This is a genomic window from Bradyrhizobium sp. LLZ17 (genome assembly GCF_041200145.1).
In the GTDB taxonomy this organism is placed as follows: Bacteria; Pseudomonadota; Alphaproteobacteria; order Rhizobiales; family Xanthobacteraceae; genus Bradyrhizobium.
On record NZ_CP165734.1, the window covers coordinates 2,968,183 to 2,991,998 of the forward strand.

Annotated in this window: 15 protein-coding genes and 1 pseudogene; 5 read left to right on the top strand and 11 right to left on the bottom strand. The window is 65.5% G+C overall.

Translation table 11 applies throughout. The features are described from left to right. The first annotated feature begins 120 nt into the window (after window positions 1–120). The gene (locus AB8Z38_RS14695) at window positions 121–1,089 is read left to right on the top strand and encodes an NAD regulator (protein WP_369725820.1); all 969 of its coding nucleotides are present in this window, start codon (window positions 121–123) and stop codon (window positions 1,087–1,089) included. A gap of 49 nt (window positions 1,090–1,138) precedes the next feature. After that, the gene (locus AB8Z38_RS14700) at window positions 1,139–3,841 is read left to right on the top strand and encodes a DUF2339 domain-containing protein (protein ID WP_369725821.1); all 2,703 of its coding nucleotides are present in this window, start codon (window positions 1,139–1,141) and stop codon (window positions 3,839–3,841) included. A gap of 3 nt (window positions 3,842–3,844) precedes the next feature. On the opposite strand, the gene AB8Z38_RS14705 is transcribed toward AB8Z38_RS14700, so the two are convergent. The 8 genes and pseudogenes from AB8Z38_RS14705 to AB8Z38_RS14740 all read right to left on the bottom strand — a co-directional run bounded on the left by AB8Z38_RS14705 (window position 3,845) and on the right by AB8Z38_RS14740 (window position 14,593). Then, window positions 3,845–5,533 (bottom strand): methyl-accepting chemotaxis protein, encoded by a 1,689-nt coding sequence (locus AB8Z38_RS14705; RefSeq protein WP_369725822.1) that lies wholly within the window; start codon window positions 5,531–5,533, stop codon window positions 3,845–3,847. A gap of 272 nt (window positions 5,534–5,805) precedes the next feature. Further along, entirely contained in the window at window positions 5,806–7,776 is a 1,971-nt protein-coding gene (locus AB8Z38_RS14710) for a methyl-accepting chemotaxis protein (RefSeq protein WP_369725823.1), read from the bottom strand. Between the two features lie 205 nt (window positions 7,777–7,981). Next, window positions 7,982–10,099, bottom strand: a complete 2,118-nt coding sequence (locus AB8Z38_RS14715; protein WP_369725824.1) for a methyl-accepting chemotaxis protein — start codon at window positions 10,097–10,099, stop codon at window positions 7,982–7,984. A 308-nt stretch (window positions 10,100–10,407) separates the two neighbouring features. Next, window positions 10,408–11,148: pseudogene (locus tag AB8Z38_RS14720) on the bottom strand (methyl-accepting chemotaxis protein); the annotation flags it as partial. A gap of 36 nt (window positions 11,149–11,184) precedes the next feature. Then, window positions 11,185–11,436 carry a hypothetical protein gene (locus AB8Z38_RS14725; RefSeq protein ID WP_369725825.1) on the bottom strand — a complete coding sequence of 84 codons (252 nt, stop codon included), beginning with the start codon at window positions 11,434–11,436 and terminating at the stop codon, window positions 11,185–11,187. Window positions 11,437–11,602: 166 nt separating this feature from the next. Further along, window positions 11,603–12,199: a hypothetical protein gene (locus AB8Z38_RS14730; RefSeq protein WP_369725826.1), complete on the bottom strand. Its 597-nt coding sequence runs from the start codon at window positions 12,197–12,199 to the stop codon at window positions 11,603–11,605. A 112-nt stretch (window positions 12,200–12,311) separates the two neighbouring features. Further along, window positions 12,312–13,298: an MDR family oxidoreductase gene (locus AB8Z38_RS14735; protein ID WP_369725827.1), complete on the bottom strand. Its 987-nt coding sequence runs from the start codon at window positions 13,296–13,298 to the stop codon at window positions 12,312–12,314. Between the two features lie 41 nt (window positions 13,299–13,339). Further along, complete coding sequence (locus AB8Z38_RS14740) at window positions 13,340–14,593, bottom strand: MFS transporter (RefSeq protein ID WP_369725828.1); 1,254 nt, start codon at window positions 14,591–14,593, stop codon at window positions 13,340–13,342. Window positions 14,594–15,030: 437 nt separating this feature from the next. Here AB8Z38_RS14740 and nadA point away from each other — a divergent pair, with 437 nt between their 5' ends. Genes nadA through nadC form a run of 3 tightly spaced genes read left to right on the top strand, consistent with a single transcriptional unit; the run spans window position 15,031 to window position 18,577 of the window. Next, window positions 15,031–16,029, top strand: coding sequence for a quinolinate synthase NadA (gene nadA, locus AB8Z38_RS14745; RefSeq protein ID WP_369725829.1), 999 nt, complete (start codon window positions 15,031–15,033; stop codon window positions 16,027–16,029). 47 nt (window positions 16,030–16,076) lie between these two features. After that, window positions 16,077–17,687 carry an L-aspartate oxidase gene (locus tag AB8Z38_RS14750; protein WP_369725830.1) on the top strand — a complete coding sequence of 537 codons (1,611 nt, stop codon included), beginning with the start codon at window positions 16,077–16,079 and terminating at the stop codon, window positions 17,685–17,687. An 11-nt stretch (window positions 17,688–17,698) separates the two neighbouring features. Next, window positions 17,699–18,577: a carboxylating nicotinate-nucleotide diphosphorylase gene (gene nadC / locus AB8Z38_RS14755; RefSeq protein WP_369725831.1), complete on the top strand. Its 879-nt coding sequence runs from the start codon at window positions 17,699–17,701 to the stop codon at window positions 18,575–18,577. Between the two features lie 4 nt (window positions 18,578–18,581). On the opposite strand, the gene AB8Z38_RS14760 is transcribed toward nadC, so the two are convergent. From AB8Z38_RS14760 to AB8Z38_RS14770, 3 genes are all read right to left on the bottom strand, one after another. Then, window positions 18,582–20,045, bottom strand: a complete 1,464-nt coding sequence (locus tag AB8Z38_RS14760; RefSeq protein ID WP_369725832.1) for a cell wall hydrolase — start codon at window positions 20,043–20,045, stop codon at window positions 18,582–18,584. 509 nt (window positions 20,046–20,554) lie between these two features. Continuing rightward, a complete protein-coding gene (ppdK, locus tag AB8Z38_RS14765) occupies window positions 20,555–23,458 on the bottom strand; it encodes a pyruvate, phosphate dikinase (RefSeq protein WP_369725833.1) in 2,904 nt (967 codons plus the stop codon). Between the two features lie 95 nt (window positions 23,459–23,553). Further along, window positions 23,554–23,709, bottom strand: a complete 156-nt coding sequence (locus tag AB8Z38_RS14770; RefSeq protein ID WP_082081526.1) for a DUF3096 domain-containing protein — start codon at window positions 23,707–23,709, stop codon at window positions 23,554–23,556. Window positions 23,710–23,816 lie beyond the last annotated feature (107 nt).

The following is a 23,816-nucleotide window of genomic DNA, read 5'->3' on the forward strand; positions in this document are numbered from 1 at the left end:
CACGCCGTCATGGCTGGGCTTGTCCCGGCCATCCACGAACTTTCCCGCGGCGCGAGACAGGGATGCCCGGGACAAGCCCGGGCATGACGGATTTGTGGCAGCGCCTGCGATCATTCCCAAATGAGCGAGAGACAGCTAACGCCGATCGAGATCGGCCTGACCGCGGCCATTGTCGCGATCGAGGACCATGAGCCGCTGGTCCTCACTGCCCGCGGCGGCGACGGGCTTGCCGGCCTGCCGTTCGGCCCGTTCGATGCGCCGAGCCACCGCACCTTCGAGATCGGCCTACGCGCCTGGGTCGAGGCCCAGGCGGGGTTGCGGCTCGGCTACGTCGAGCAGCTCTATACGTTCGGCGATCGCGGCCGCCACGCGGAGACCGGTGACACTGGCGCGCATATGGTATCGATCGGCTATCTCGCGCTGACGCGCGCTGTCGATAGCCCTGCGTCCACAAATGCGGCCAGTTTCGAGCCGTGGTATCGCTTCTTTCCCTGGGAAGACTGGCGCGAGGCGCCGCCCGCGATCATTGCCCGAGATATCATCCCGGCATTGACCAAATGGGCCGAACAGGAGCCGCCGGAGACCACACGCGCACTGCCGCGCAGGGATCGCGTGCGGTTCTATTTCGGCCTCGAGGGTGCGGCCTGGGACGAGGAGCGTGTGCTCGACCGGTACGAGCTCCTCTACGAGGCAGGCCTCGTCGAGGAGGCGCGGCGCGACGGCCGGCCTACGGCGTTGGCGCGCAAGGCGCTTCCCGCACTCGGCACTTCGATGCGGTTCGACCACCGGCGGATACTTGCCACGGCGATCGCCCGGCTGCGCGCAAAACTGAAGTACCGTCCTGTCGTCTTTGAACTTTTGCCCGCCGAGTTCACACTTACCGAACTGCAGTATACGGTGGAGGCGATCTCGGGCCGGGTCCTGCACAAGCAAAATTTCCGTCGCCTGGTCGAAATGGAGGCCCTGGTCGAACCGACCGGGGTGATGTCGACACAGACGGGCGGACGGCCGGCGGCGCTCTACCGCTTCCGCCGCGACGTGCTCCAGGAGCGGCCGGCGCCCGGATTGCGCGTGCGCTCCCGGCGCTAGGTTAAGATTTGCGCGATCGGCCCCTGCCCGCCGATTGCCTGGAGGCCCTATGTTCGACGCTCCGTTTGACGTCTTTGCGGTGATGATTGCGATCGCCGCGTTCCTGATCGCGCTCAAGGCGTCCAAGGAGGCGACTAATCTGCGCCGCCAGCTGAGTTCGTTGGAAGCCGCGCTGCATGCGCAACGACAGGTCCAGCCGCCGCCCCTGATGCCCGCGCAGGAGCCGCCGCCCTGGCCTGCGACGACCGCGGCAGAGCCAGCCCCGCTTGCGGCCGAAGCCGAGCCGGCGCCCCCGCTCGTCACCGATGATGTCTCACCGCCGCCGCTCGAAACCAGCACGGATCACATCGCGCCGCCGCCTCGCCTGCCGGCGGCAGAGCCCGGTTTCGAAGAGCGGCTCGGCACCCGCTGGGTGGTGTGGATCGGCGGCCTTGCGCTTGCCCTCGGTGGCTTCTTCATGGTGCGCTATTCGATCGAGGCCGGTCTTGTCGGCCCCGGCGTTCGCGTGTTCCTCGGCGGCCTGTTCGCGCTGGCGCTGCTCGGGGCCGGGGAGTGGTCGCGACGCAAGGAGAGCATTTCCGACATCGTGGCGCTGCCGATCGCCAACATCCCCGCGATCCTCACCGCGGCAGGAACGGCGGTGGCGTTTGCGACCATCTACGCAGCCTACGCACTCTACGGCTTTCTCGTGCCGGCCACCGCCTTCGTGCTGCTCGGGCTGGTCGCGCTCGGCACGCTCGCCGCGGCGCTTCTGCATGGACCCGCGCTTGCAGGTCTTGGCGTGGTCGGCGCCTTCGCGACGCCTGTCCTCGTCTCCAGCGCCAAGCCGGACTATTGGGCGCTCTACGCCTATCTCGCCATCGTCACCGCCGCGAGCTTCGGCCTCGCCCGCATCCGGCTGTGGCGCTGGCTTGCAGTGACGACCATCGTGTTCGCCGTGCTGTGGATTTTCCCGGGACTCGATCTCGGCGAATTGCAGGTCGCGCCGCACGCCTTCCATGTCATCGCGGGCTTCGTGCTGGCCGCACTCCTCGTGGTCTGCGGCTTCATGTTCGGGCCGACGATTGAAGATGGCCAGATCGAGCCGGTCTCATCGAGCGCGCTCGGCGCCTATCTGTTCGGCGCGATGCTGATCGTGCTGTCGAGCGCGCATGCCGATCTGGCGCTGATCGCCTTCACGCTGCTCGTCGCCGCGACGCTGTTGGTGGCCTGGCGCGCGCCGGCGGCGACCGGCGCGTTGGGTGCGTCCGCGGCAACCGTCTTCATCGTCTTCGCCGAATGGGCCGTGCGCGCCAATCCGGACATGCTGGTGCTGCCGGGCGGGCCCCTACCCGGCATCGGACCGACGGCCACAGACAGCGCGGTGACGCTGCATCTGCTGATGGCCGCGGTCTTCGCCGCCGGCTTCGGCATCGCCGGCTTCCGCGCGCAGGGCCGCTCGAGCTCGGCGATCATTCCGGTGGTGTGGTCGGCGGCCGGCGTCGCAACCCCGCTCGCGATCCTGGTTGCGCTCTACGCGCGCATCGCCCATCTCGACCGTTCGATCCCGTTCGCGATCCTGGCGGTGCTGCTCGCCGCCGCCTTTGGCGCGGCGACCGAAGCTCTCACCCGCCGCGAGACCCGGCCGGGCCTTGCGATCTCCGCCGCGTTGTTCGCGACCGGCACGCTCGGTGCGCTGGCGCTGGCGCTGACCTTTGCGCTGGAGAAGGGCTGGCTCACCATCGCGCTGGCGCTAATGTCGCTCGGCACCGCCTGGATCTCGATGCAGCGACCGATCCCGTTCCTACGCTGGCTCGCGGCTATCCTTGCAGGCGTCGTCACCGCGCGCATCGGTTATGATCCGCGCATCGTCGGTGACGCCGTCGGCACCACGCCGATCTTCAACTGGCTGCTGTGGGGCTATGGCCTGCCGGCAGCATCGTTCTGGGCAGCGAGCCGTTTCCTGCACCGCCGCGGCGACGACGCACCGCTGCGCATGCTGGAGGCGGCCGCGATCCTGTTCACTGCGCTGCTCGCTTTCATGGAAGTTCGTCACCTCGCGACCGGCGGCGACATGACCTCGTCGCCCTCGCTGCTCGAATGCGCGCTCCAGGTCTGCGTGGCGCTCGCCATGGCGATCGGGCTGGAGCGGCTGCGGCTGCGCAGCCGCAGTGTCGTGCATGATGTCGGCGCCGTCGTGCTCACGGCGATCGCCGGCTTCATCAGCGTGTTCGGCCTCCTCATCCTGGAGAACCCGCTGCTGTGGCGCATCGATATCGGCGGCGCGCTGTTCAACCTGCTGCTGCTCGGCTACGCGCTGCCGGCGGTGCTGATGCTGCTGCTGTCCTACGCGGTGGCAGGCGGGCGCGGCAAAGCCTATGCCAACACCATCGCGGGCGGCGCTCTCTTTTTTGCGCTGGCCTACGTCACACTGGAGATCCGCCGCTTCTATCATGGCCCGATCCTCACCAGCGGCGAGACGACGGGCGCCGAGCAATACACCTATTCCATCGGCTGGCTTGCCTTCGGCGTGGTGCTCCTCGGCGTCGGTCTTCTCGTCAACTCCGAGCGGGCGCGGCTGGCATCTGCCGTGGTCATCGCGCTGACGATCCTGAAGGCGTTCGTGATCGACATGTCGACGCTGACGGGCGTCTATCGTGCGCTGTCGTTCATGTGCCTTGGCATCGTGCTGGTCGCGATCGGCTGGCTCTATCAGCGCATTCTGTTCCGGCGGCAGGTAGCGCCGCCGCCGGCTCCGCAGCCAAGTGCATAACGATCAGGCCGCGCGGACCGATTCCAGGAACTGCGCGACCTCGACCTTCAGCCGCGTGCTGTCGTTCGCGAGCGACTTGGCGGCCGACAGCACCTCGGTCGAGGCCGAACCAGTCTCGATCGCGCCGCGCTGCACGTCCGTGATGTTGGAGGAGACCTGCTGCGTGCCGACCGAGGCCTGCTGCACGTTGCGCGAGATCTCCTGCGTGGCCGCGCCCTGCTCCTCGACGGCAGCAGCAATGGCGGCGGACACTTCGGAGAGCCGCTCGATGGTGCCGCCGATCTCCTGGATCGCGATGACGGATTCCTGCGTCGCCGCCTGAATCCCTGCGACTTGCGCCCCGATCTCTCCGGTCGCCTTTGCGGTCTGCTCGGCCAACGCCTTCACCTCGGAGGCAACGACGGCGAAGCCGCGGCCGGCCTCGCCTGCGCGCGCCGCCTCGATAGTCGCGTTCAGCGCCAGCAGATTGGTCTGCCCCGCGATGGTATTGATGAGTTCGACGACGTCGCCGATGCGTGACGCCGCGAGCGACAAGGCATTGACGCGCTCGTTGGTCCGCCCCGCCTGCTCGACGGCTTCCGCAGCCATCCGTGCCGAATCCTGCACCCGACGGCTGATCTCGGTGATGGAGGACGACAGCTCTTCCGAAGCCGACGCCACCGCCTGGACATTGGTGGAGGCCTCCTCCGACGCCGCGGCTACCACCGTCGCAAGCTCCTGACCGCGCTGCGCGGTGCCGGTCAACGTGCTCGCGGACGCCTCGAGTTCCGTCGAGGCCGAGGAGACGGTTCCGACGACTTCGCCGATCATGGTTTCGAATTTGCGCGTGATGGCGTCGACGCGCCGGCCGCGCTCGATCTTGGCCTCGGCATCGGCCGCGGCGACCTCGTCGGCGGCCTTCTTGGCGATCAGTGCTTCCTTGAAAATCTGGAGCGCGTCCGCCATCGAGCCGATCTCGGTCTTCTCGCCGCGATGCGGCACGTCGGCCGAGAGGTCGCCCTCGCCGAGCGCCTGCATCGGACTGATGATCGAGGCAATGCCGCGCGAAACGTCGCGCACGAGATAATAGGCGGCGCCGACCGCCACCAGGACCGAGGTCACGATCATGCCGACCAGCACGCGGAATATCGTGGCGTAGCTGTCGGCCGCCTGCTTGGTCTCGAGCTCGGCGCCCCGATTGTTGAGCTCGATGCCCTTCTGGAGCAAGGGATCGGCGGCTTGCGCCATCTTGGCGACCTTGGTCTGCAGCAACTCGTTGGCGTCGGTCGGGAAGCGGCCGACGCCCTTGCGCGACAGCGCCATCACATCTTGCACGCCGTTCAGATATTCGGCCCAGGCCTTGCTCCATTGCTCATAGAGCGAGCGCTCCTCGGCGGACGTGATGAGCGGTTCATAGACCTTGCGCGTCTGGTCGATGCGCTCGCGCAGCGAGGCGAGGCGCTTCTCGGCGGCGTCCTTGCCCTCGGCGGTGTCCTGCATCACATGCAGGCGGAGCGCGACACGCAGCTCGTTGATGTCGGCGCGAAGCGAGCCGAGCGCACGCACGCTCGGCAGCCAGCTCTCCGCGATCTCGACAGTGTGAGAATTGATGTTCTGCATGGTTCCGATCGCCGTCACGCCGACACCGGCGAGCGACAGAACAAGAACCGACAACACGGCCAGAAGCTTGAAGACGATCGACAACTTCGACATCACGATGAATCCCAATGATCTCACAACGGACAAGTCACCTGCGCCGCGACTGTCACGATGGACGGCAGGGCGGAAGTCATTCAATAATGCTGGCTGGTTCTTATCCCGGAGGATTGCACTCATAGTCGCAAGTAGCCGTTAACGGGATGCTGCGTAAAACTACCTAGCAGCCCGGCCGACGTCATTCTGCTGCAACCATGTGTTGCAGTTGGGCCGATATCTCGTTGCGTCACACCAGCGCACCGCAGTTCGCGGCGCGGCATCGAGCGGCATCACGCTGCCCCCACCGTATCCAGGAAGCGCGCGACTTCGCTCTTCAAGCGGTTGCTCTCCTGCGACAGCGATTGCGCGGCCGAATGCACCTGCGCCGAGGCAGCGCCGGTTTCTCCGGCGCCACGCTGAACGTCGCCGATGTTCGCCGAGACCTCCGAGGTGCCCTGCGCAGCGTGCTGGATGTTGCGGGAGATCTCCTGCGTCGCGGCGCCCTGCTCCTCGACGGCAGCGGCGATGGCCGACGATATCTCCGACATCCGCGCGATGGTGTCGCCGATCTCCTTGATCGCGCCGACGGAGTCCTGCGTCGCGGTCTGGATCGCACCGATGTGCTGGCCGATCTCCCCGGTCGCTTTCGCGGTTTGCTCGGCAAGCGCTTTCACCTCGCTCGCAACCACCGCAAAGCCTCTGCCGGCTTCGCCCGCCCGCGCCGCCTCGATCGTGGCGTTCAGCGCCAACAAATTGGTCTGTCCGGCGATCGTGTTGATCAGTTCGACCACGTCGCCGATCCGCCCGGCAGCCTTGGTCAATTCGGCGACACGCCTATTGGTGCGCTCGGCCTGCTCGACCGCGACGTCGGCGACGCGCGCCGATTCCTGCACTTGGCGGCTGATCTCGGAGATCGACGTCGTCATCTCCTCGCTCGCGGACGACACCGACTGCACATTGGCAGATGCCTCTTCCGAGGCGGACGCCACCGCGTTGGCGAGACCGCTGGACCGCTCGGCTGCCTGCGTCAGCGTGTTCGAGGACGCTTCGAGCTCGGTCGCCGCCGATGAGACGATTTCGATGATCTCGCCGACTGCGCCTTCAAAACTGTCAGCCAGCTGCTTCATATCCGCCTTGCGCTGCGCGCGGCGACGGGTATCGGCTTCGGCCTGCTCGGCACGGAGCCGCTCAGCCTCCGCCATGTTGCTCCGGAACACCTCGACCGCACCGGCCATCTCGCCGATCTCGTCTTTGCGCCCGACACCGGGAACGGCAATCGACAAATCGCCGCGCGCAAGCTCAGTCATCGCGTCGACCATGCCCGACAGTGCTTTCGAGATCGAGCGTCCCAGGAAGAAGCTGACAATCGCCAGCACCGCGACGGTGACGAAGAAGGCGATCATTATCCACAGGCGCACCGCGTCGCGGCTTGCAGCTTCCGATGCGTCGGCCTGCTTGTAGAGTCCTTCGACCGCGGTGCGGACTTCGACCATGCCTGGCTCAAGCTCACGAAACGTCTTCATCATGCTGGCGTCGAGCGCCGCGCTCTGCTGTGCGGTCTCGGCCCAGGCCACGAACTCGGATTGATATTTCTGCAGCTTGGCCGTGATCTCAGCGGAGACGGGAGCGGGTACGGCAGCAGCCTCCATGGCCTTCGAGAACTCGGTCGCGGCCTTCTTTAGTTCAGTGACGTATTTCGGATCGCGCCGAAGCATGAAATCCTTCTCGTGCCGGCGCATCGTCAGCATCCAGCTCGTCAGCCGCGGATGGTCGAGCTCCTTCAGCTTCCCCTCGATGTCGTGAACCGCGCCGCGGAGCGAACCGGACAACCCGACTGTCTCGTTCAGGCCGAGCTTGGTCTCGGCGGCGACCAGCGCGCTGAAATCCGTCGCGTACCGCTTGAAGCCGTCGTGGGCCTGCTTGGTCTTTTCGGAGAGCGCGCTGATGCCGCCCCGCGACGTCAGCCGCTCAAGCTCGTCGAAATCGCGGTTGATCGGGCCTATCAGCTCGGCATGCGCCTTCGCGTAGCTCTCGTTGCGGCGCTGCTCAAAGTTCTTCTCGTTGCGACGAGCCTCCAGCATCTCGATCGAGAGCTGCTGGTTGAGGTCCACGATCGCACGGGCACGGTTAGCGGCGCTGCGGGAGGTGTCCTGAGAGAGGCTGCCGATCTGGTAGATCGCGCCGAAAATTGCGAGACCAACAAGGCCGAATAACCCGATCGCCATCACCTTGTGCGTCAGGCGCATGGAAAGGCCGCTCATGAATGTGCTCCAAAACGGGCGATACGCGATACAGGATGGGGGACTCGAGAAGCCCGGAGTATTGCGGGGATTATGACCACTTCGCTTTTCGGGAAAGTTAACCTTGGACGCTAATCGTCGCGGCGCCGCAATATGCACGCGCGCATCCGCCGCTCGCTTGCGCGCGACAGTTGCAAGCCCGACGTGTCGGTGAAGGCCGCTGCCGTCAGGCCGCGCGCACGGTGTCGAGGAATTTTCCGACCTCGAGCTTGAGGCGGTTGCTGTCGCTCGACAGCGACTGTGCCGCCGCGAGCACCTGCGTGGATGCCGAGCCGGTCTCGCCTGCGCCGCGCTGGACGTCGGTAATGTTGGACGACACCTGATGCGTGCCTTCCGCCGCCTGCTGCACGTTGCGGGAGATCTCCTGCGTCGCCGCGCCTTGCTCTTCCACCGCGGCCGCAATGGCCGAGGAAATCTCCGACAACTTTTCGATGGTGTCGCTAATGTCCTTGATCGCACCAACCGATACCTGCGTCGCGGTCTGGATACCGGAGATCTGCTGACCGATCTCGCCGGTTGCCTTTGCGGTCTGCTCCGCCAGCGCCTTCACCTCGGAAGCGACGACGGCAAAGCCGCGGCCGGCCTCGCCGGCGCGCGCCGCCTCGATCGTGGCGTTGAGCGCCAGCAGATTGGTCTGGCCTGCGATGGTGTTGATCAGCTCGACGACGTCGCCGATCCGCGCCGCTGCCTTCGACAATTCACCGACGCGGTCGGTCGTGGTACAGGCCTGGCCGACCGCCTCGCTCGCCACCCGCGCCGATTCCTGCACTTGCCGGCTGATCTCGGTGATCGAGGAGGACAGCTCTTCCGTCGCGGACGCGACCGACTGCACGTTGGTGGAGGCTTCTTCGGAGGCTGCAGCCACCATCGTCGTAAGTCCCTGCGCGCGCTCTGCCGTCGAGGTCAGCGTCGACGCGGAGGCCTCGAGCTCTGTCGCGGCTGAAGATACCGTGTCGATGATCTCGCCCACTGCGGCTTCGAAACCGTTCGCAAGCTTGTGCATGTCGTCCCGGCGCTGCGCGGCCGCAAGCTTCTCGGAAGCTGCCTGCTCGCCGCGCAGGCGTTCAATTTCAAGGCCGTTTTGCTTGAAGACCTCCACTGTACGCGCGATCTCGCCGATCTCATCACCTCGGCTGACGCCGGGAACTTCGGTGCTGAAGTCGCGATCCGCGAGCCGGCACATCGCATGCGAAATAGCCGAAAGCGGGTTAAGAATCCGCGAGAAGGTGATCCAGAAGCTGACGCCGGCGAGCAGCAGAGCGGCGCACAGCAGCAGAGCTGTGAAAGCGAAATTACGGGTGCTGCCGGTGGCCTGAGACGTGGCCTCCTGATCTGCGGCAGCCCCTAGGGCTTCGCCGAGCTTCAGCACGCTATTGATGCCGGCGGTGGCACGCGCGAAGTATTCAGATCCGGTGATCTTGTAGTCCCCGCTTTCACCGGCAGCCAGCGTGACCGCGCGGGTTTCACCATAGAGGACGAAATAGATCTTCTCGACCTCGCTTATCGCATCCCCGACCTCCGCCGGCAGATCCGAGCGCAGCCGCACCGGCAATACCGTGTCCCAGGCGAGCTCGACCTTCGCCCGCAGCGCCGAGAGACGTTGGAAGCCTTCCGTGCCAAGTTGCGCGCGTGCCCCGATCGCACCGGCGAGCAAGGCGCGCTCTCTTCCGGCATACTCAGCCATCTGAGCTGCGAGATGTCGCAGGCCGGTCAGTTGCGCCAGCTTTGCCACAGGCGGACTGGTGAGGGTCTCGAGTGTCAGCCGCAGGCGGTTGCCCGCGACGTCGATCGCGTCGGTAATGGCGGGGACAAAACCGTCAACGACATCGGACGCGCGTTCGCCACGCGGATGCGAAAGGTTGCCATCGACCGTCTCGCGCAAAAGACGCAGCGCCTCGAACCTCGTTTGAGCTTCGGTAATCTGCTTCTGTCCCGCCGCCATTTCCGGAATCGCGCGGATATCGAGCACGGCAGCGCGAAAAGCCTCGTCGGCCGTCGCGCGCGCCTTCTCGATTTCGGTACGACGCTCCGAGGTCACGGCGTCAGGAGACTTCAGCGCCACGTTGGTCAATCCGCGTTCAATCGCCCACTGCCCTGCGCTACGCAGCAGCAGACGCGCAGCTCCATTGACCCTCAGGAATGCTTCGGACTCCTGCCGCTTGATGATCGCCTGGTAGGCAATGAATCCAGCCGAGGCCAATCCCAGCAAGGCGAGTGCCGTGATGATGGCCGGCAGAACCGTACCTATCCGAACATGTCCAAGCTTGCTGCGCGAACGGGCCATGTTGGCTCCGGTCCGCTCATTCCTGATGAGGCTCAACACAGTGGGTTTCCCCCGGGGGAACACGCAGCCAAGTCCTTGCCGGCCGCATGGACGTTGATCGCCCTTGCCTCCGAAGATACAGCTGGACCACCCTGTTTCGGTTAACGGGCGCCTTCGGAGTAATACTGAGATTTCGCGCCAAATAATTGAATTCGAAACACTATTCTCGCCAGAGAGTTGTAAATTTCGCCTTCAAGTCGCTACTGCGCGTCCTTGCAGCCGACACGGCGAAGCAGCTGATCACGCGACGTCGAGAGATTGCGCGAGCTTCAGGCCGCGCGCACGGTGTCGAGGAATTTTCCGACCTCGAGCTTGAGGCGGTTGCTGTCGCTCGACAGCGACTGTGCGGCCGCGAGCACCTGCGTGGATGCCGAACCGGTCTCGCCCGCGCCGCGCTGGACCTCCGTGATGTTGGACGACACCTGATGCGTGCCTTCCGCCGCCTGCTGCACGTTGCGGGAGATCTCCTGCGTCGCCGCGCCTTGCTCTTCCACCGCGGCCGCAATGGCCGAGGAAATCTCCGACAACTTTTCGATGGTGTCGCTAATGTCCTTGATCGCACCAACCGATACCTGCGTCGCGGTCTGGATACCGGAGATCTGCTGACCGATCTCGCCGGTTGCCTTTGCGGTCTGCTCCGCCAGCGCCTTCACCTCGGAAGCGACGACGGCAAAGCCGCGGCCGGCCTCGCCGGCGCGCGCCGCCTCGATCGTGGCGTTGAGCGCCAGCAGATTGGTCTGGCCTGCGATGGTGTTGATCAGCTCGACGACGTCGCCGATCCGCGCCGCTGCCTTCGACAATTCACCGACGCGGTCGGTCGTGGTACGGGCCTGGCCGACCGCCTCGCTCGCCACCCGCGCCGATTCCTGCACTTGCCGGCTGATCTCGGTGATCGAGGAGGACAGCTCTTCCGTCGCGGACGCGACCGACTGCACGTTGGTGGAGGCTTCTTCGGAGGCTGCAGCCACCATCGTCGTAAGTCCCTGCGCGCGCTCCGCGGTCGCGCTTAACAGGTTAACCGCACGCACCGGTAGGATGCCCAACTTCTAGCCGGTCCAGTCAGGGGCCGTCTCGCTCTCACCGACAAGGCTGATGCGAAACACCGGCGCCTTGTTCTCGTCGAGCAGCTCCATGCTCCATTTCGCATTCGGCTTCAGATTGCGCGCGATGGTGCCGAGCAAATTGGCGCAGACCTCTGTCATCTCGGTCCATGCGGCGGCGCGATCGTCGAACTCGTACGGCTGATCGGCGGCGCCGGAATAGCGGCCGGTGGTGATGCGGAAGAAATAGAGCGACATCGTTGAACCCTTGTGTCGGGCCGCCCTTGGCCGTCCCGCAAGCTGGGGCGCCAGTCGCTACCAAGGCATGAAAGCCGCCCTCCGTATGACTACGGCGCGGCGGCTTGATCGCTGATGGATATCGTCAACAACGCACGCGCAAAGTGGCTGCGCGCGCAGGCCAAAGTCACTCAGTCGAGCGGCGCAACTCCGGCACGCCTTCGTTCTTCGGCTCGGACTTCACCTCCGATTTTACCGGCTCGAGCCGGCTGCTTTCCACCCGCGGCGTTTCGACGCGCGCGGCGACCTCGGTGCTCGATGCGTTGACCGAACCGGTCTGCTCCGGCGCACGAAGCGAGCGCGGCCGCGCGACGGCGCGCGCCATCAGCATCTGGTTGCCGCCCTGGTGGTGGAAATCGCAATAGGCGAAGCCCATGCCCGACACCGAGCCGCGGAAGCTGCGATCGTCGGTCTTTTCCAGGTTAAAACAGGGCTCGAATGGAATGCCCTTGATCGAGGCGCACACGTTCTGGCCGCGGATCTGGAGCGTGTTGCCGGGCAGCCGGAGATGGCGCACCGGGCCCGCGCCCGAGAACTGCACAGCGCCGGCGGCGCCCAGATCGTCCAGGATGCGGCCTGCGCCGCGGGTGCCGTCGAAACAGGTGAAGGCAAACACCTTGCCGGCGACGAAGCGGCGCGCCTCATCGGCGTTCATGCTTCCGGCAATGGCCGGCGCAAACGTCACCGCCGCCGTGACAGCCCCCAACACAATACGCGCTAGCATGCTCAACTCCGAACCAACCCCGCAGCGGGCGATGCCGTATCTCTTTACCCGCTGCTTACCATACCAACCAAGGCGACATTGAAGCAGCTTCGTTGGTAAAGTCTGAACGCCGTTAGACAATTTTTACCACGATGCGGCCGCGGACCTGGCCGGCGAGGATTTTCGCGCCCCATTCAGGAACGTCGTCCAGCGGAATTTCTGTAGTGATTTCAGATAGTTTTTCCCGATCCAGATCGGACGCCAGACGCTGCCAGGCGGCTTTTCGCGGCGGCAGCGGGCACATCACCGAATCGATGCCGAGAAGGCACACCCCGCGCAAAATAAACGGCGCGACCGATGACGGCAGGTCCATGCCGGCGGCCAGGCCGCAGGCGGCAATCGCCCCTCCATACTTCGTCATCGACAGCAGGTTCGCGAGCGTGGTCGAGCCGACGCTGTCGACGCCGCCCGCCCAGCGCTCCCTGGCCAGGGGCTTTGGGGGCGCCGACAATTCGTTGCGGTCGATGATTTCGGCGGCGCCAAGATGCTTGAGGTAGTCCGCTTCCGACGCGCGGCCGGTCGAAGCAATTACGTGATAGCCGAGCTTCGACAGCACGGCGATTGCGACCGAGCCGACGCCGCCGGCCGCGCCCGTCACCACCACCGGGCCGCTCTTCGGCGACAGCCCGTGCTTCTCCAGCGCCAGCACTGAGAGCATCGCGGTGAAGCCGGCGGTGCCGATCGCCATGGCGTCACGCGCCGACAGGCCCTGCGGCAAGCCGACCAGCCAGTCGCCCTTCACCCTTGCCTTCTCGGCGTAAGCGCCGAGATGGGTCTCGCCCATGCCCCAGCCGGTACAAACGACCTTGTCGCCGGCCTTCCATTGCGGATGCGAGGATTGTTCGACCGTGCCGGCAAAGTCGATGCCGGCGATCATCGGGAAGCGGCGCACCACCGGCGCCTTGCCGGTGAGCGCGAGGCCGTCCTTGTAGTTCAGCGTCGACCATTCGACGCGCACGGTGACGTCGCCCTCCATCAGTTCGGCTTCGTCGAACAGAGCCAGCTGCGCGGTGGTGCCCTTGTCTGCCTTGTCGATCCGGATCGCCTTGAATGTGGCCACGGCTGAACTCCCTGACTTGTTTGTCGGAAATGTTTAGCCGATCAGGCAGGCTGCGCAACCGCTCGCGGCGCCGGTTTCTCCACGATCGGAAGATTGATCAGCGCCGAGAGCACGCCGAACAGGATCGAGAGCCACCAGATCGGCGTGTAGGAACCGAAGCGCTCGAACACGATGCCGCCGAGCCAGACGCCGAGGAAGCCGCCGACCTGATGGCTGACGAAGGCGAAGCCATAGAGGGTTGCGAACCAGCGCGTACCGAACATCAGCGCCACCAGCGCCGAGGTCGGCGGCACCGTCGACAGCCAGGTCAGGCCCGAGATAGCCCCGAACGCGATCGCCGAGAGCGGCGTGATCGGGAACGAGATGAAGGCGAGCGTCGCAAGTGCACGGGTAAAGTAGATGGCCGAGAGGATGTAACGCTTGGGCAAGGAATTCTGCAGGTAGCCGACGCTCAGCGATCCCATGATGTTGAACAAGCCGATTGCCGCGATCACCCAGCCGCCGGTTTGCGTCGAGACGCCGCGGTCGACCAGGAACGCCGGCAGATGCACGGTGATGAAGGCAAGCTGGAAGCCGCAGGTGAAGAAGCCGAGCACCAGAAGCACATAGGAGCGATGGCCGAAGGCCTCCGCAAGCGCCTTGGTAATGGTCTGCTCATCCGCGGGCGCGGTGCTGGCGGGGCCTGCGACCGGCGGTGTCGAGATCGCCAGCGATAGCGGGACGATCAACAGCATCAGGAAGCCGAACACGCTGAGCGCCTGCTGCCAGCCGAAATTGTCGATCAGCGCGACGCCGACGGGCGCGAACAGGAACTGCCCGAGCGAGCCCGCCGCGGTGCCGGCACCCAGCGCAAGGCCGCGCTTCTCGACCGGCAGCAGCTTTGTGAAGGCGGACAGCACCAGATTGAACGAGCAGCCCGCGAGGCCAAAGCCGACCATCACGCCGGCGCCAAGGTTGAGCGACAGCGGCGTCGAGGAGTAACGCATCAGCAGCAGGCCGCCGGCATAGAGCAGAGCACCGACGCACATCACCCGGAACAGGCCAAAGCGATCGGCGATCGCGCCGGCGAGCGGCTGGCCCAATCCCCACAATAGATTTTGCACGGCGATCGCGAGGCCGAACACGTCGCGCCCCCAGGCGAACTCGTGGCTCATCGGCTGCACGAAGAAGCCGAGTGCCGAGCGCGGGCCGAAGCCGAGCATGCCGATCGCGCAGCCGCAAAGAATAATGATGGCCGGGGTGCGCCAGGAGGAGGAACGTGAAGCCGGATTGAACTCGCCCGCTTGCGTCGACATGGGGTTTCTCTTCTGTCGTTGGCGGGTCCGGAATGGGCGGCCGCGAGTCAGGCATTTAATGCAAATGCATGAAAATCCCAATCCAAAAATGATTGCGTTCTACGAAGGGCTGCTGCGCTTCAACCCAACCTCGTCTGGCGTGCGCATGGCGTGACTTGACGAGAATGTGTGCGGGTGGCCCTGGCGACCTCCCGCTTGGCGTGTTACAGTTGATTTACTCAGATTGAGTATATGTAGGCTTTGGCGGAACTGCACCGGCCCTCTCGGCCGGATTTCTCAAGCTTCAGATATACTCAAATGGAGCATAATTGTCATTTACGGGAGGCTTGGATGCCGATCACTGGAATTTACGGTCCCGACGACTTTGCCGACCGGCCGCAGGGCCGAGCCCTCGCCTCTCCCCGTGCCGCCCCGGCGCGAGAGGAGCTGCGCTGCCGATGCCCTCGCTGGAATGGACTGATGAGGTCGAGCGCGCCACCGCCCACCTCTACGATCGCGTGAAGCACGTGATCCCGCCCATCGAATGGCCGCTGATGGCACCGACCATCAAGGCGATCAACGAGCTCAAGAAGACGCGCAACGCGGTGATCCTCGCGCACAACTACCAGGCCCCGGAGATCTTTCACTGCGTGGCAGACATCGGCGGAGACTCGCTGCAGCTCGCCGTCGAAGCCACCAACGTGAAGGCCGATGTCATCGTACAGTGTGGCGTGCACTTCATGGCAGAGACCTCAAAGCTGCTCAATCCGGACAAGACGGTGCTGATCCCGGACCAGCGTGCCGGCTGCTCGCTCGCGGCCAGCATCACGGGCGCCGACGTGCGCCTCCTCCGCGAAAGATTTCCGGGTGTGCCGGTGGTCGCCTATGTCAACACGTCCGCAGAGGTGAAGGCCGAGGTCGACATCTGCTGCACCTCGTCGAACGCGGTGCAGGTGGTCGAGAGCCTGAATGCGCCAACCGTCATCTTCCTGCCCGATCGCTATCTCGCGACTTATGTAGCGTCGAAAACCGACGTGAAGATCATTGCGTGGAAGGGCGCCTGCGAGGTGCACGAGCGCTTCACCGCTGCGGAGTTGCGCGGGCTTCGCGAGGCCGATCCGTCGGTGCAGATCATCGCGCATCCCGAATGCCCGCCCGACGTGCTGGCAGAGGCCGATTTTACCGGCTCGACTGCGCACATGATCAATTGGGTGCGCGAACGGCGCCCGAAGCGCCTGGTGATGATCACGGAATGCTCGATGGCCGACAATGTGCGCGCCGAGCTGCCGGACATCGAGATGCTGCGCCCCTGCAATCTCTGCCCGCACATGAAGCGGATCACGCTGTCCAACATTCTGGAGAGCCTGCTGACGTTGCGCGAGGAGGTGACGATTGATCCTGCGTTGGCGATGCGTGCGCGTCGATCGGTCGAGCGGATGATCAATCTGAAGAATTGAGAGCAATCGCTGCCACAAACTCACCAGCGCAGAATTCGGAGAGAGCTATGACAACAACCAACATCCACAACCTCACCCGCTCGACCGACGACGTCGTCATCGTCGGCGGCGGTCTCGCCGGACTGTTCTGCGCACTCAAGCTCGCGCCGCGCCCGGTGACATTGATCTCGGCGGCCCCGCTCGGACAGGGCGCATCATCCGCATGGGCGCAGGGCGGCATCGCAGCCGCGGTGGCCGAGGGCGACGGCCCGGAGGCGCATGCCGCGGATACAATCGCGGTCGGCGGCGGTATCGTCGACAAAGCGGTCGCGCTCGGGATTGCGCGCGAGGCCAGCCAGCGGATCAACGACCTTCTCGCCTATGGCGTGCCGTTCGACCGCGATCTCGAAGGCCGGCTCGCGGTGGGCCGCGAAGCCGCGCATTCGGCACGGCGCATCGTGCATGTCCGCGGCGACGGCGCGGGCGCGGCCATCATCGCAGCATTGAGCGATGCCGTGCGCCGCACGCCGTCGATCCGCCTGATCGAAGGTTTCGTCGCCGAAGCATTGGCGACCGAGGACGGCGCGGTTACCGGCCTGCAATTGCGCGAGGCCGGCAATTTCCTGGCGAGACCGACGATGATCGCCTCGCGCGCGGTGGTGCTGGCGACCGGCGGGATCGGTCATCTCTATGCCGTCACCACCAATCCCGCCGAAGCCAGCGGATCGGGCCTTGCGATCGCCGCCCGCGCCGGCGCCGTGATCGCCGATCCCGAATTCGTGCAGTTTCATCCGACCGCCATCATGGCCGGCCGCGATCCGGCGCCGCTTGCAACCGAAGCGTTGCGCGGCGAAGGCGCGACGCTGATCAACGGCAACGGCCAGCGCTTCATGGCCGCACAACATCCGCTCGCCGAGCTGGCGCCGCGCGACATCGTGGCTCGTGGCGTGTTCGCCGAGATCGCGGCCGGCCGTGGTGCATTCCTCGATGCGCGGGACGCGCTGGGAGCGCGCTTCGCCGGTAAATTCCCGACGGTGCATGCAAGCTGCATCGCCACCGGACTCGATCCCGCCACGCAACCAATCCCGATCGCGCCGGCCGCGCACTATCACATGGGCGGCATCGCGGTCGACGACCGGGGCCGCAGCTCGATCGACGGGCTCTGGGCCGGCGGCGAAGTGTCGTCGACCGGCGCGCATGGCGCCAACCGGCTCGCCTCAAATTCATTGCTCGAGGCCGTGGTCTATGCCGCGCGCATCGCCGACGACATCGCCGGCGGCGCGATCCCCTCGCCTACCCGCCTCCCGGACGTCGTGGTGACGCCGCGCGGCGGCGCGCCGGACGCAGCTGCCATAAAGCGGCTGCGAACCATGATGAGCGCGCATGTCGGCGTCATCCGCGACAGTAAGGGGCTTGAGGAAGCCATGCGAAGCTTTGCGGCGCTCGAACGCGAGGCAACGAGCGTCGTTGTCCGCAACATGGCGACGACAGCCCTGCTCGTTGCGGCGTCGGCGTGGACGCGGTGCGAGAGCCGCGGCGCGCATTTCCGGGCCGATCATCCGACGGACGTACCCGAGCTGGCGCAGAGAACGATGACGACACTCGCCGCAGCGCGCGAGGTCGCGGACAGCCTCATCGAGCACCCGATGCCGCGCATCGCACAATCCATGATCGCCTGACGGAGTTTTTCATGATCACCCCGACCTCACTGCTTTGTCCCGACGCCTTCCTGTCTCCGCTCGCGATCGACGAGGCCGTGCACCGCGCGCTCGACGAGGATCTCGGCCGTGCCGGCGACATCACCTCGCTTGCGACGATCCCGGAGGCGACAAAGGCGGAAGCGATCCTCGTGGCGCGCCAGTCCGGCGTCATCGCCGGATTGCCGCTGGCGCTGGCGACGCTGCAAAAGCTCTCGCCCGACATCGAGGTGCGCGCGCATGTCCGCGACGCCGCGCGCGTCGCCCGCGGGCAGAGCGTGCTGACGCTCTCCGGTCCCGCGCGCGCCATTCTCACCGCGGAGCGGACTGCGTTGAACTTTGTCGGCCGTCTATCTGGCATCGCGACACTCACGGCCGACTATGTCGCGCGCACGGAGGGCACAAAAATGCGCATCTGCTGCACGCGCAAGACCACGCCGGGATTGCGGGCGCTGGAGAAATACGCGGTGCGCTGCGGCGGCGGCTTCAACCACCGCTTCGGCCTCGACGACGCGGTCCTGATCAAGGACAACCACATCGCCGTCGCCGGCGGCATCCGCCCCGTGCTGGAGCGCGCCCGGGCGCACGCCGGGCATCTCGTCAAGATCGAGATCGAGGTCGACACGCTGGCGCAGCTGCGCGAGGTGCTCGACAGCGGGCTCGCCGAGGCAGTCCTGCTCGACAACATGGATATCGCGACACTGCGCGAGGCGGTGCGGATGACGGAGGGCCGCCTTAAGCTGGAAGCCTCCGGCGGTGTCACGCTGGATTCGATCGCGGCCATCGCGGCGACCGGCGTCGACTACGCCTCATCCGGCGCGCTGACGCATTCGGCGCCGAATTTCGATTGCGCGCTGGATATCGAAGCGTGAGACGCTAACGCCGCACCACTTCGCCCATCTCGGCCGAGCTCTTGGCCTCCTGGGCGAGTTCGGCCGAGAGTGCGGCGGTCTGGGCCGGGGTGCCCCAGCTCGGCTCCTCCCCGCCATCGCCCCAGGCGCGCGGCCGGTAGAAGGTGTGCACGCCGAATTTGTACATCTTCTTCATCTCGGCGACCCAGGACGGGCGGACCCAATAGGCATGGTAGTGCGTGGACTTGCCGACTTCGGGCAGCCAGATCTGGCCGTCGAGCATCGCCTTCGAGATCTTCTTGGCGCGCTCCCACATCTCGGGCTCACGGATCACGTCGGGATTGTTGTCGCACGCGAAGGTGAACTGGCAGGCCAGGTGGCGGTATCTGTTCTGATAGACCACACCGCACACAGTGTCGGGATATTTGCCGGAGAACACGCGGTTCATCACCACTTGCGCCACCGCGATCTGGCCGCGCACGGCCTCGCCGCGGGATTCGAAGTAGACCGCCTCGGCGAGACACTTCTCGGATTTCGCACGTGACTTGTCGTCCAGCGCCAGCCGTTCCGCCGGCGATTTGGCGCGCTGGTTGTCGGCATTGACCTCGCCCTTGGGCGCGACGCTCTCGCCGCTTTCGATGTCCCTGGCAATGTCCTCGGACGACGGAGACAGCGAGGCCGTCACCTTCATGTCGGGGTCGGCCATCACGATCAGCGGCTCGGCGCCCGGCTGCCAGCTCTCGATGCTCTCGACATTGCCACCGAGCGAGGAGCTGCCGAAGAACAGGCTCGCAGTCTTCACGCTGAAGGGATCGCGCGGCGGCGCGGCGATCTTGGCCTGCTTCGGCGCAGTGAGCGGCTGGGCCGGCGCAGTGAGCGGCTGGGCCGCAAAGGACAGCGCGTTGTCGCCGGCCTTCGGCGGATTGACATATTGCGGCAATGGCGGCGCGCGAAGCGCCTCCTGGAGCTCGGGATCGAGCGCAGCCGCGGATTCCGGCGACATGGCTTGCGGCAACGCGGCCGTCTTGGCGCCGAACACCGAGCTGTTGGAGGTCGCCGGATCCTGCCGTGCGGGTGGCGCGGGCGTCTCGGAGGCCGGCGCAGGCGTCACGGTGGCGAGGCGATCGCCCTTCATTGAGCGATCGACCCTTGGGAAATCGGAGGCCTGGTAGCGCGCCGGCGCCTGCAGCGCCGGATTGTGGGTGATAGAGCCGGTGACGTCGCGACCATCGAGGCTCGCAAGGCGGATCATCGTGCTCTGCGGAGCCGAGGTTCCGATCGGCCGGGAAAAGCTGTAGGTGGCGAGCTGAATGGACGACGCCGCAGAAAACACCTGCTTCTGCCAGCGCTCGGCAACGCCGGGCTGACGCGCCAGCAACGATGCAATATCCTGATAGCCGGTCTCTCTCGGCATCAATGCGAAGATGCAGAGACCGATTCCGAAGGACGCGAACCGCGCGCCCTTCGGATGGGTACGCAACACAGACATCGATACGCTCACGCTACGCTTACGCTAGAAAAATCGAGCCGCAGTACATCCGTGCAATTCGATCTTCCTCGTGAGTATCTAATTCAGGTTGCCGGGGCGTTAATCGGCGTTGCGCGCGCAACACACTCAAGCGGTCTCAGGTGTTTTCACGGGGTGATTGCGTGCGTGGTAAATGCGTCCTCACGCGACGCGGTAAACATCCGGTCAACGCGAATGGTGAAGGAACCCTTGCGCGCACGTGTCATTACGGGACGCTGGTGCGGTTCCGTGGTCTGCGCCAGATGCTCCTACCTGAGACGACTGTCATGCCCCGCGAAGGCGGGGCATCCAGTACTCCGCGGCGCCTCGTTCAGTCACCAACGTCTCGGCATACTGGATCGTCCGGTCAAGCCGGACGATGACAGCGAGGGTGTGGCGCTCGCAATGACGATATGGCGACAGCGGCGCGCAAAATGAAAAGAGGCGGGGCCAAAGCCCCGCCTCTCGCGACTCGATCTTGCGGCTTCGCCTTACGCTTGGCTTGCGATCGCCTTGCCGAGCGCGGCTTGCGCGGCGGCGAGGCGGGCGATCGGCACGCGGTAGGGCGAGCAGGAGACGTAGTCGAGCCCGATCGTGTGGCAGAAGGCGACGGAGGCGGGATCGCCGCCATGCTCGCCGCAGATGCCGACCTTGAGCGAAGGGCGCGTCTTGCGGCCGCGCGCGACGCCGATCTTGACGAGCTCGCCGACGCCCTCCTGGTCGAGCGCGACGAAGGGATCGATCGGCAGGATGCCCTTGGACACGTAGGTTCCGAGGAAGCTCGCGGCATCGTCGCGGCTGATGCCGTAGGTGGTCTGCGTCAAATCGTTGGTGCCGAACGAGAAGAACTCGGCGCTCTCGGCGATCTCGGCCGCGAGCAGGCACGCGCGCGGCAGCTCGATCATGGTGCCGACCTGATAGCTGAGCTTGGTGTTGGTGTCGCGCATCACCGCCTTCGCGGTGGCATCGATGCGCGCCTTGACCAGGTCGAGCTCGGCCTTGGTCGCGATCAGCGGCACCATCACCTCGAGGCCGACGACCTTGCCGGTGCGCTTCTCGGCTTCGACCGCAGCCTCAAAAATCGCCCGCGCCTGCATCTCGGCGATCTCCGGATAGGCGATCGCGATACGGCAGCCGCGGAAGCCGAGCATCGGATTGAACTCCGACAGCTCGCGCGCGCGGTCGGCGAGGCGCCGCGGATCGGTGTTCATGGCGCGGGCCACTTCCTCGACCTCGGCGTGGGTGTGCGGCAGGAATTCGTGCAGCGGCGGATCAAGCAGCCGGATCGTGACGGGCAGGCCCTTCATGATCTCGAACAGCTCGACGAAGTCGGCGCGCTGCATCGGCAGCAGCTTTGCCAGGGCCGCGCGGCGCGACTGCTCGTCCTCGGAGAGGATCATCTCGCGCACGGTGCGGATGCGCGTCTCTTCGAAGAACATGTGCTCGGTACGGCAGAGACCGATGCCTTCCGCGCCGAACTTGATCGCGGTGCGGGCGTCCTCCGGCGTATCCGCGTTGACGCGAACGCCGATCTTGCGGACCTGATCGGCCCAGTTCATCAGCGTCCCGAACTCGCCGGAGAGCTCCGGCTCGATCATCGGCATGCGGCCCGCGAGCACCTGGCCGAGCGAGCCGTCGATCGTGATGACGTCACCGGCCTTGAAGGTGCGCGAGCCGATGCTCATGGTGCCGCGGCCGTAATCGACGCGGATCGTGCCGCAGCCGGAGACGCAGGGCTTGCCCATGCCGCGCGCGACCACGGCGGCGTGCGAGGTCATGCCGCCGCGCGTGGTCAGGATGCCTTCGGCCGCGTGCATGCCGTGGATGTCTTCCGGGCTGGTCTCGATGCGGACCAGAATGACCTTGCGCCCGTCGCTCTGAAGCTTGGCCGCTTCATCCGAGGAGAACACGATCTCGCCGGAGGCAGCGCCCGGCGAGGCCGGCAGGCCGGTTGCGATCACGTCGCGCTTGGCGTTGGGATCGATGGTCGGATGCAGCAGCTGATCGAGCGAGGCCGGGTCGATCCGCGTCACCGCTTCCTTCTTGGTGATCAGACCTTCCTTGGCGAACTCGATCGCGATGCGCAGCGCTGCCTTGGCGGTGCGTTTTCCGCCGCGGGTCTGGAGCATCCAGAGCTTGCCCTGCTCAACCGTGAACTCCATGTCCTGCATGTCACGGTAGTGCTTCTCGAGCAGCGTGTAGATTCGCGTCAGCTCCTTGAAGGCCTCCGGCATCGCCGATTCCATCGAGGCCTTGTCGGAGCCGGATTCCTTTCGCGCATCCTCGGTGATGTCCTGCGGCGTGCGGATGCCCGCCACCACGTCCTCACCTTGCGCGTTGATCAGGAACTCGCCGTAGAGCTTGCTTTCGCCGGTCGAGGGGTTGCGCGTGAAGGCGACGCCGGTCGCCGACGTCTCGCCCATGTTGCCGAACACCATGGCCTGCACGTTGACCGCGGTGCCCCAGGATTCCGGAATGTCGTGCAGCTTGCGGTAGGTCACCGCGCGCGCGTTCATCCAGGATGAAAACACCGCACCGATGGCGCCCCAGAGCTGGTCGTGCGGATCCTGCGGGAAGTCCTTGCCCGTCTCGCGCGCGACGGCGTCTTTGTATTTGCCGACCAGTTCGACCCAGTCCTCGGCCGACAGATCGGTGTCGAGCGTGTAACCCTGGCTGTCCTTGAAGGTGTCGAGGATTTCCTCGAAGTGATGATGCTCGAAGCCGAGCACCACGTCGGAATACATGGTGATGAAGCGGCGATAGCTGTCATAGGCAAAGCGCCGGTCGCCCGACAGCTCCGCCAGCGCTTCCACCGTGTCGTCGTTAAGGCCGAGATTGAGCACGGTGTCCATCATGCCCGGCATCGAGGCGCGGCCGCCGGATCGCACCGAGACCAGCAGCGGGTTCTTGGTGTCGCCGAACACCTTGCCGGTCAACTTGCCGACATAGTCGAGCGCCTTCTCAACCTGCGACTGCAGCTCCTTCGGATAGGATTTGTCGTGCGCGTAGAAGTAGGTGCAGACCGACGTCGGGATCGTGAAGCCGGGAGGCACCGGCAGGCCGAGATTGGCCATCTCGGCGAGATTGGCGCCCTTGCCGCCGAGCAGGTCGCGCATCTCCGCTTTGCCCTCGGCCTTGCCGTCGCCGAACGTGTAGACCCACTTGCCGGCCTTGACCGCAGCGGGCGCCGCCTTGGCCGATGCTGGCTTGATCGGTGCGGCTTTGGCGGCAACCTTCGGCGCTGCCGGCTTGGTCGCAGCCTTCGAGGCGGGCTTGGCAACAGGCTTCGAGGCGCTCTTGGGCAGCGCCTTGCGGGCTGCCGGCGCGGCCTTCGTCTTGACCGAAGACTTTGATTTCGCTGGCATTTTCTTAGGCTTCGAGGCGGCTTTGGCCATAGCTTGCACACAACCTGCGAGAGGAATGGGAAATCGCGCGCTTACACCACTTTGGGCGGGTCCGCGCAAGTCGAAGAGTTCCGGAAAATGAAGGCCTAGAGATGGAGCCACCTCAACAATCCGAGCCCGATCGCACCATTTATGATGAGAAAGATCGCGACGATCAGATTGAGGAGCCGCGGCATGATCAAGATGAGCACGCCCGCAATCAGCGACAGGATCGGCGAGATGTGGGCGATGGTGAGGTGCATGAATTATCCTTCTGGGCGTGGACTTGAGACGAATCGCGGGCGGATCATAGCGGCCCCGGTTGCGCGAGTAGAGACGCGCGGACGTACAGCGGGGTTCCACCTTTCGC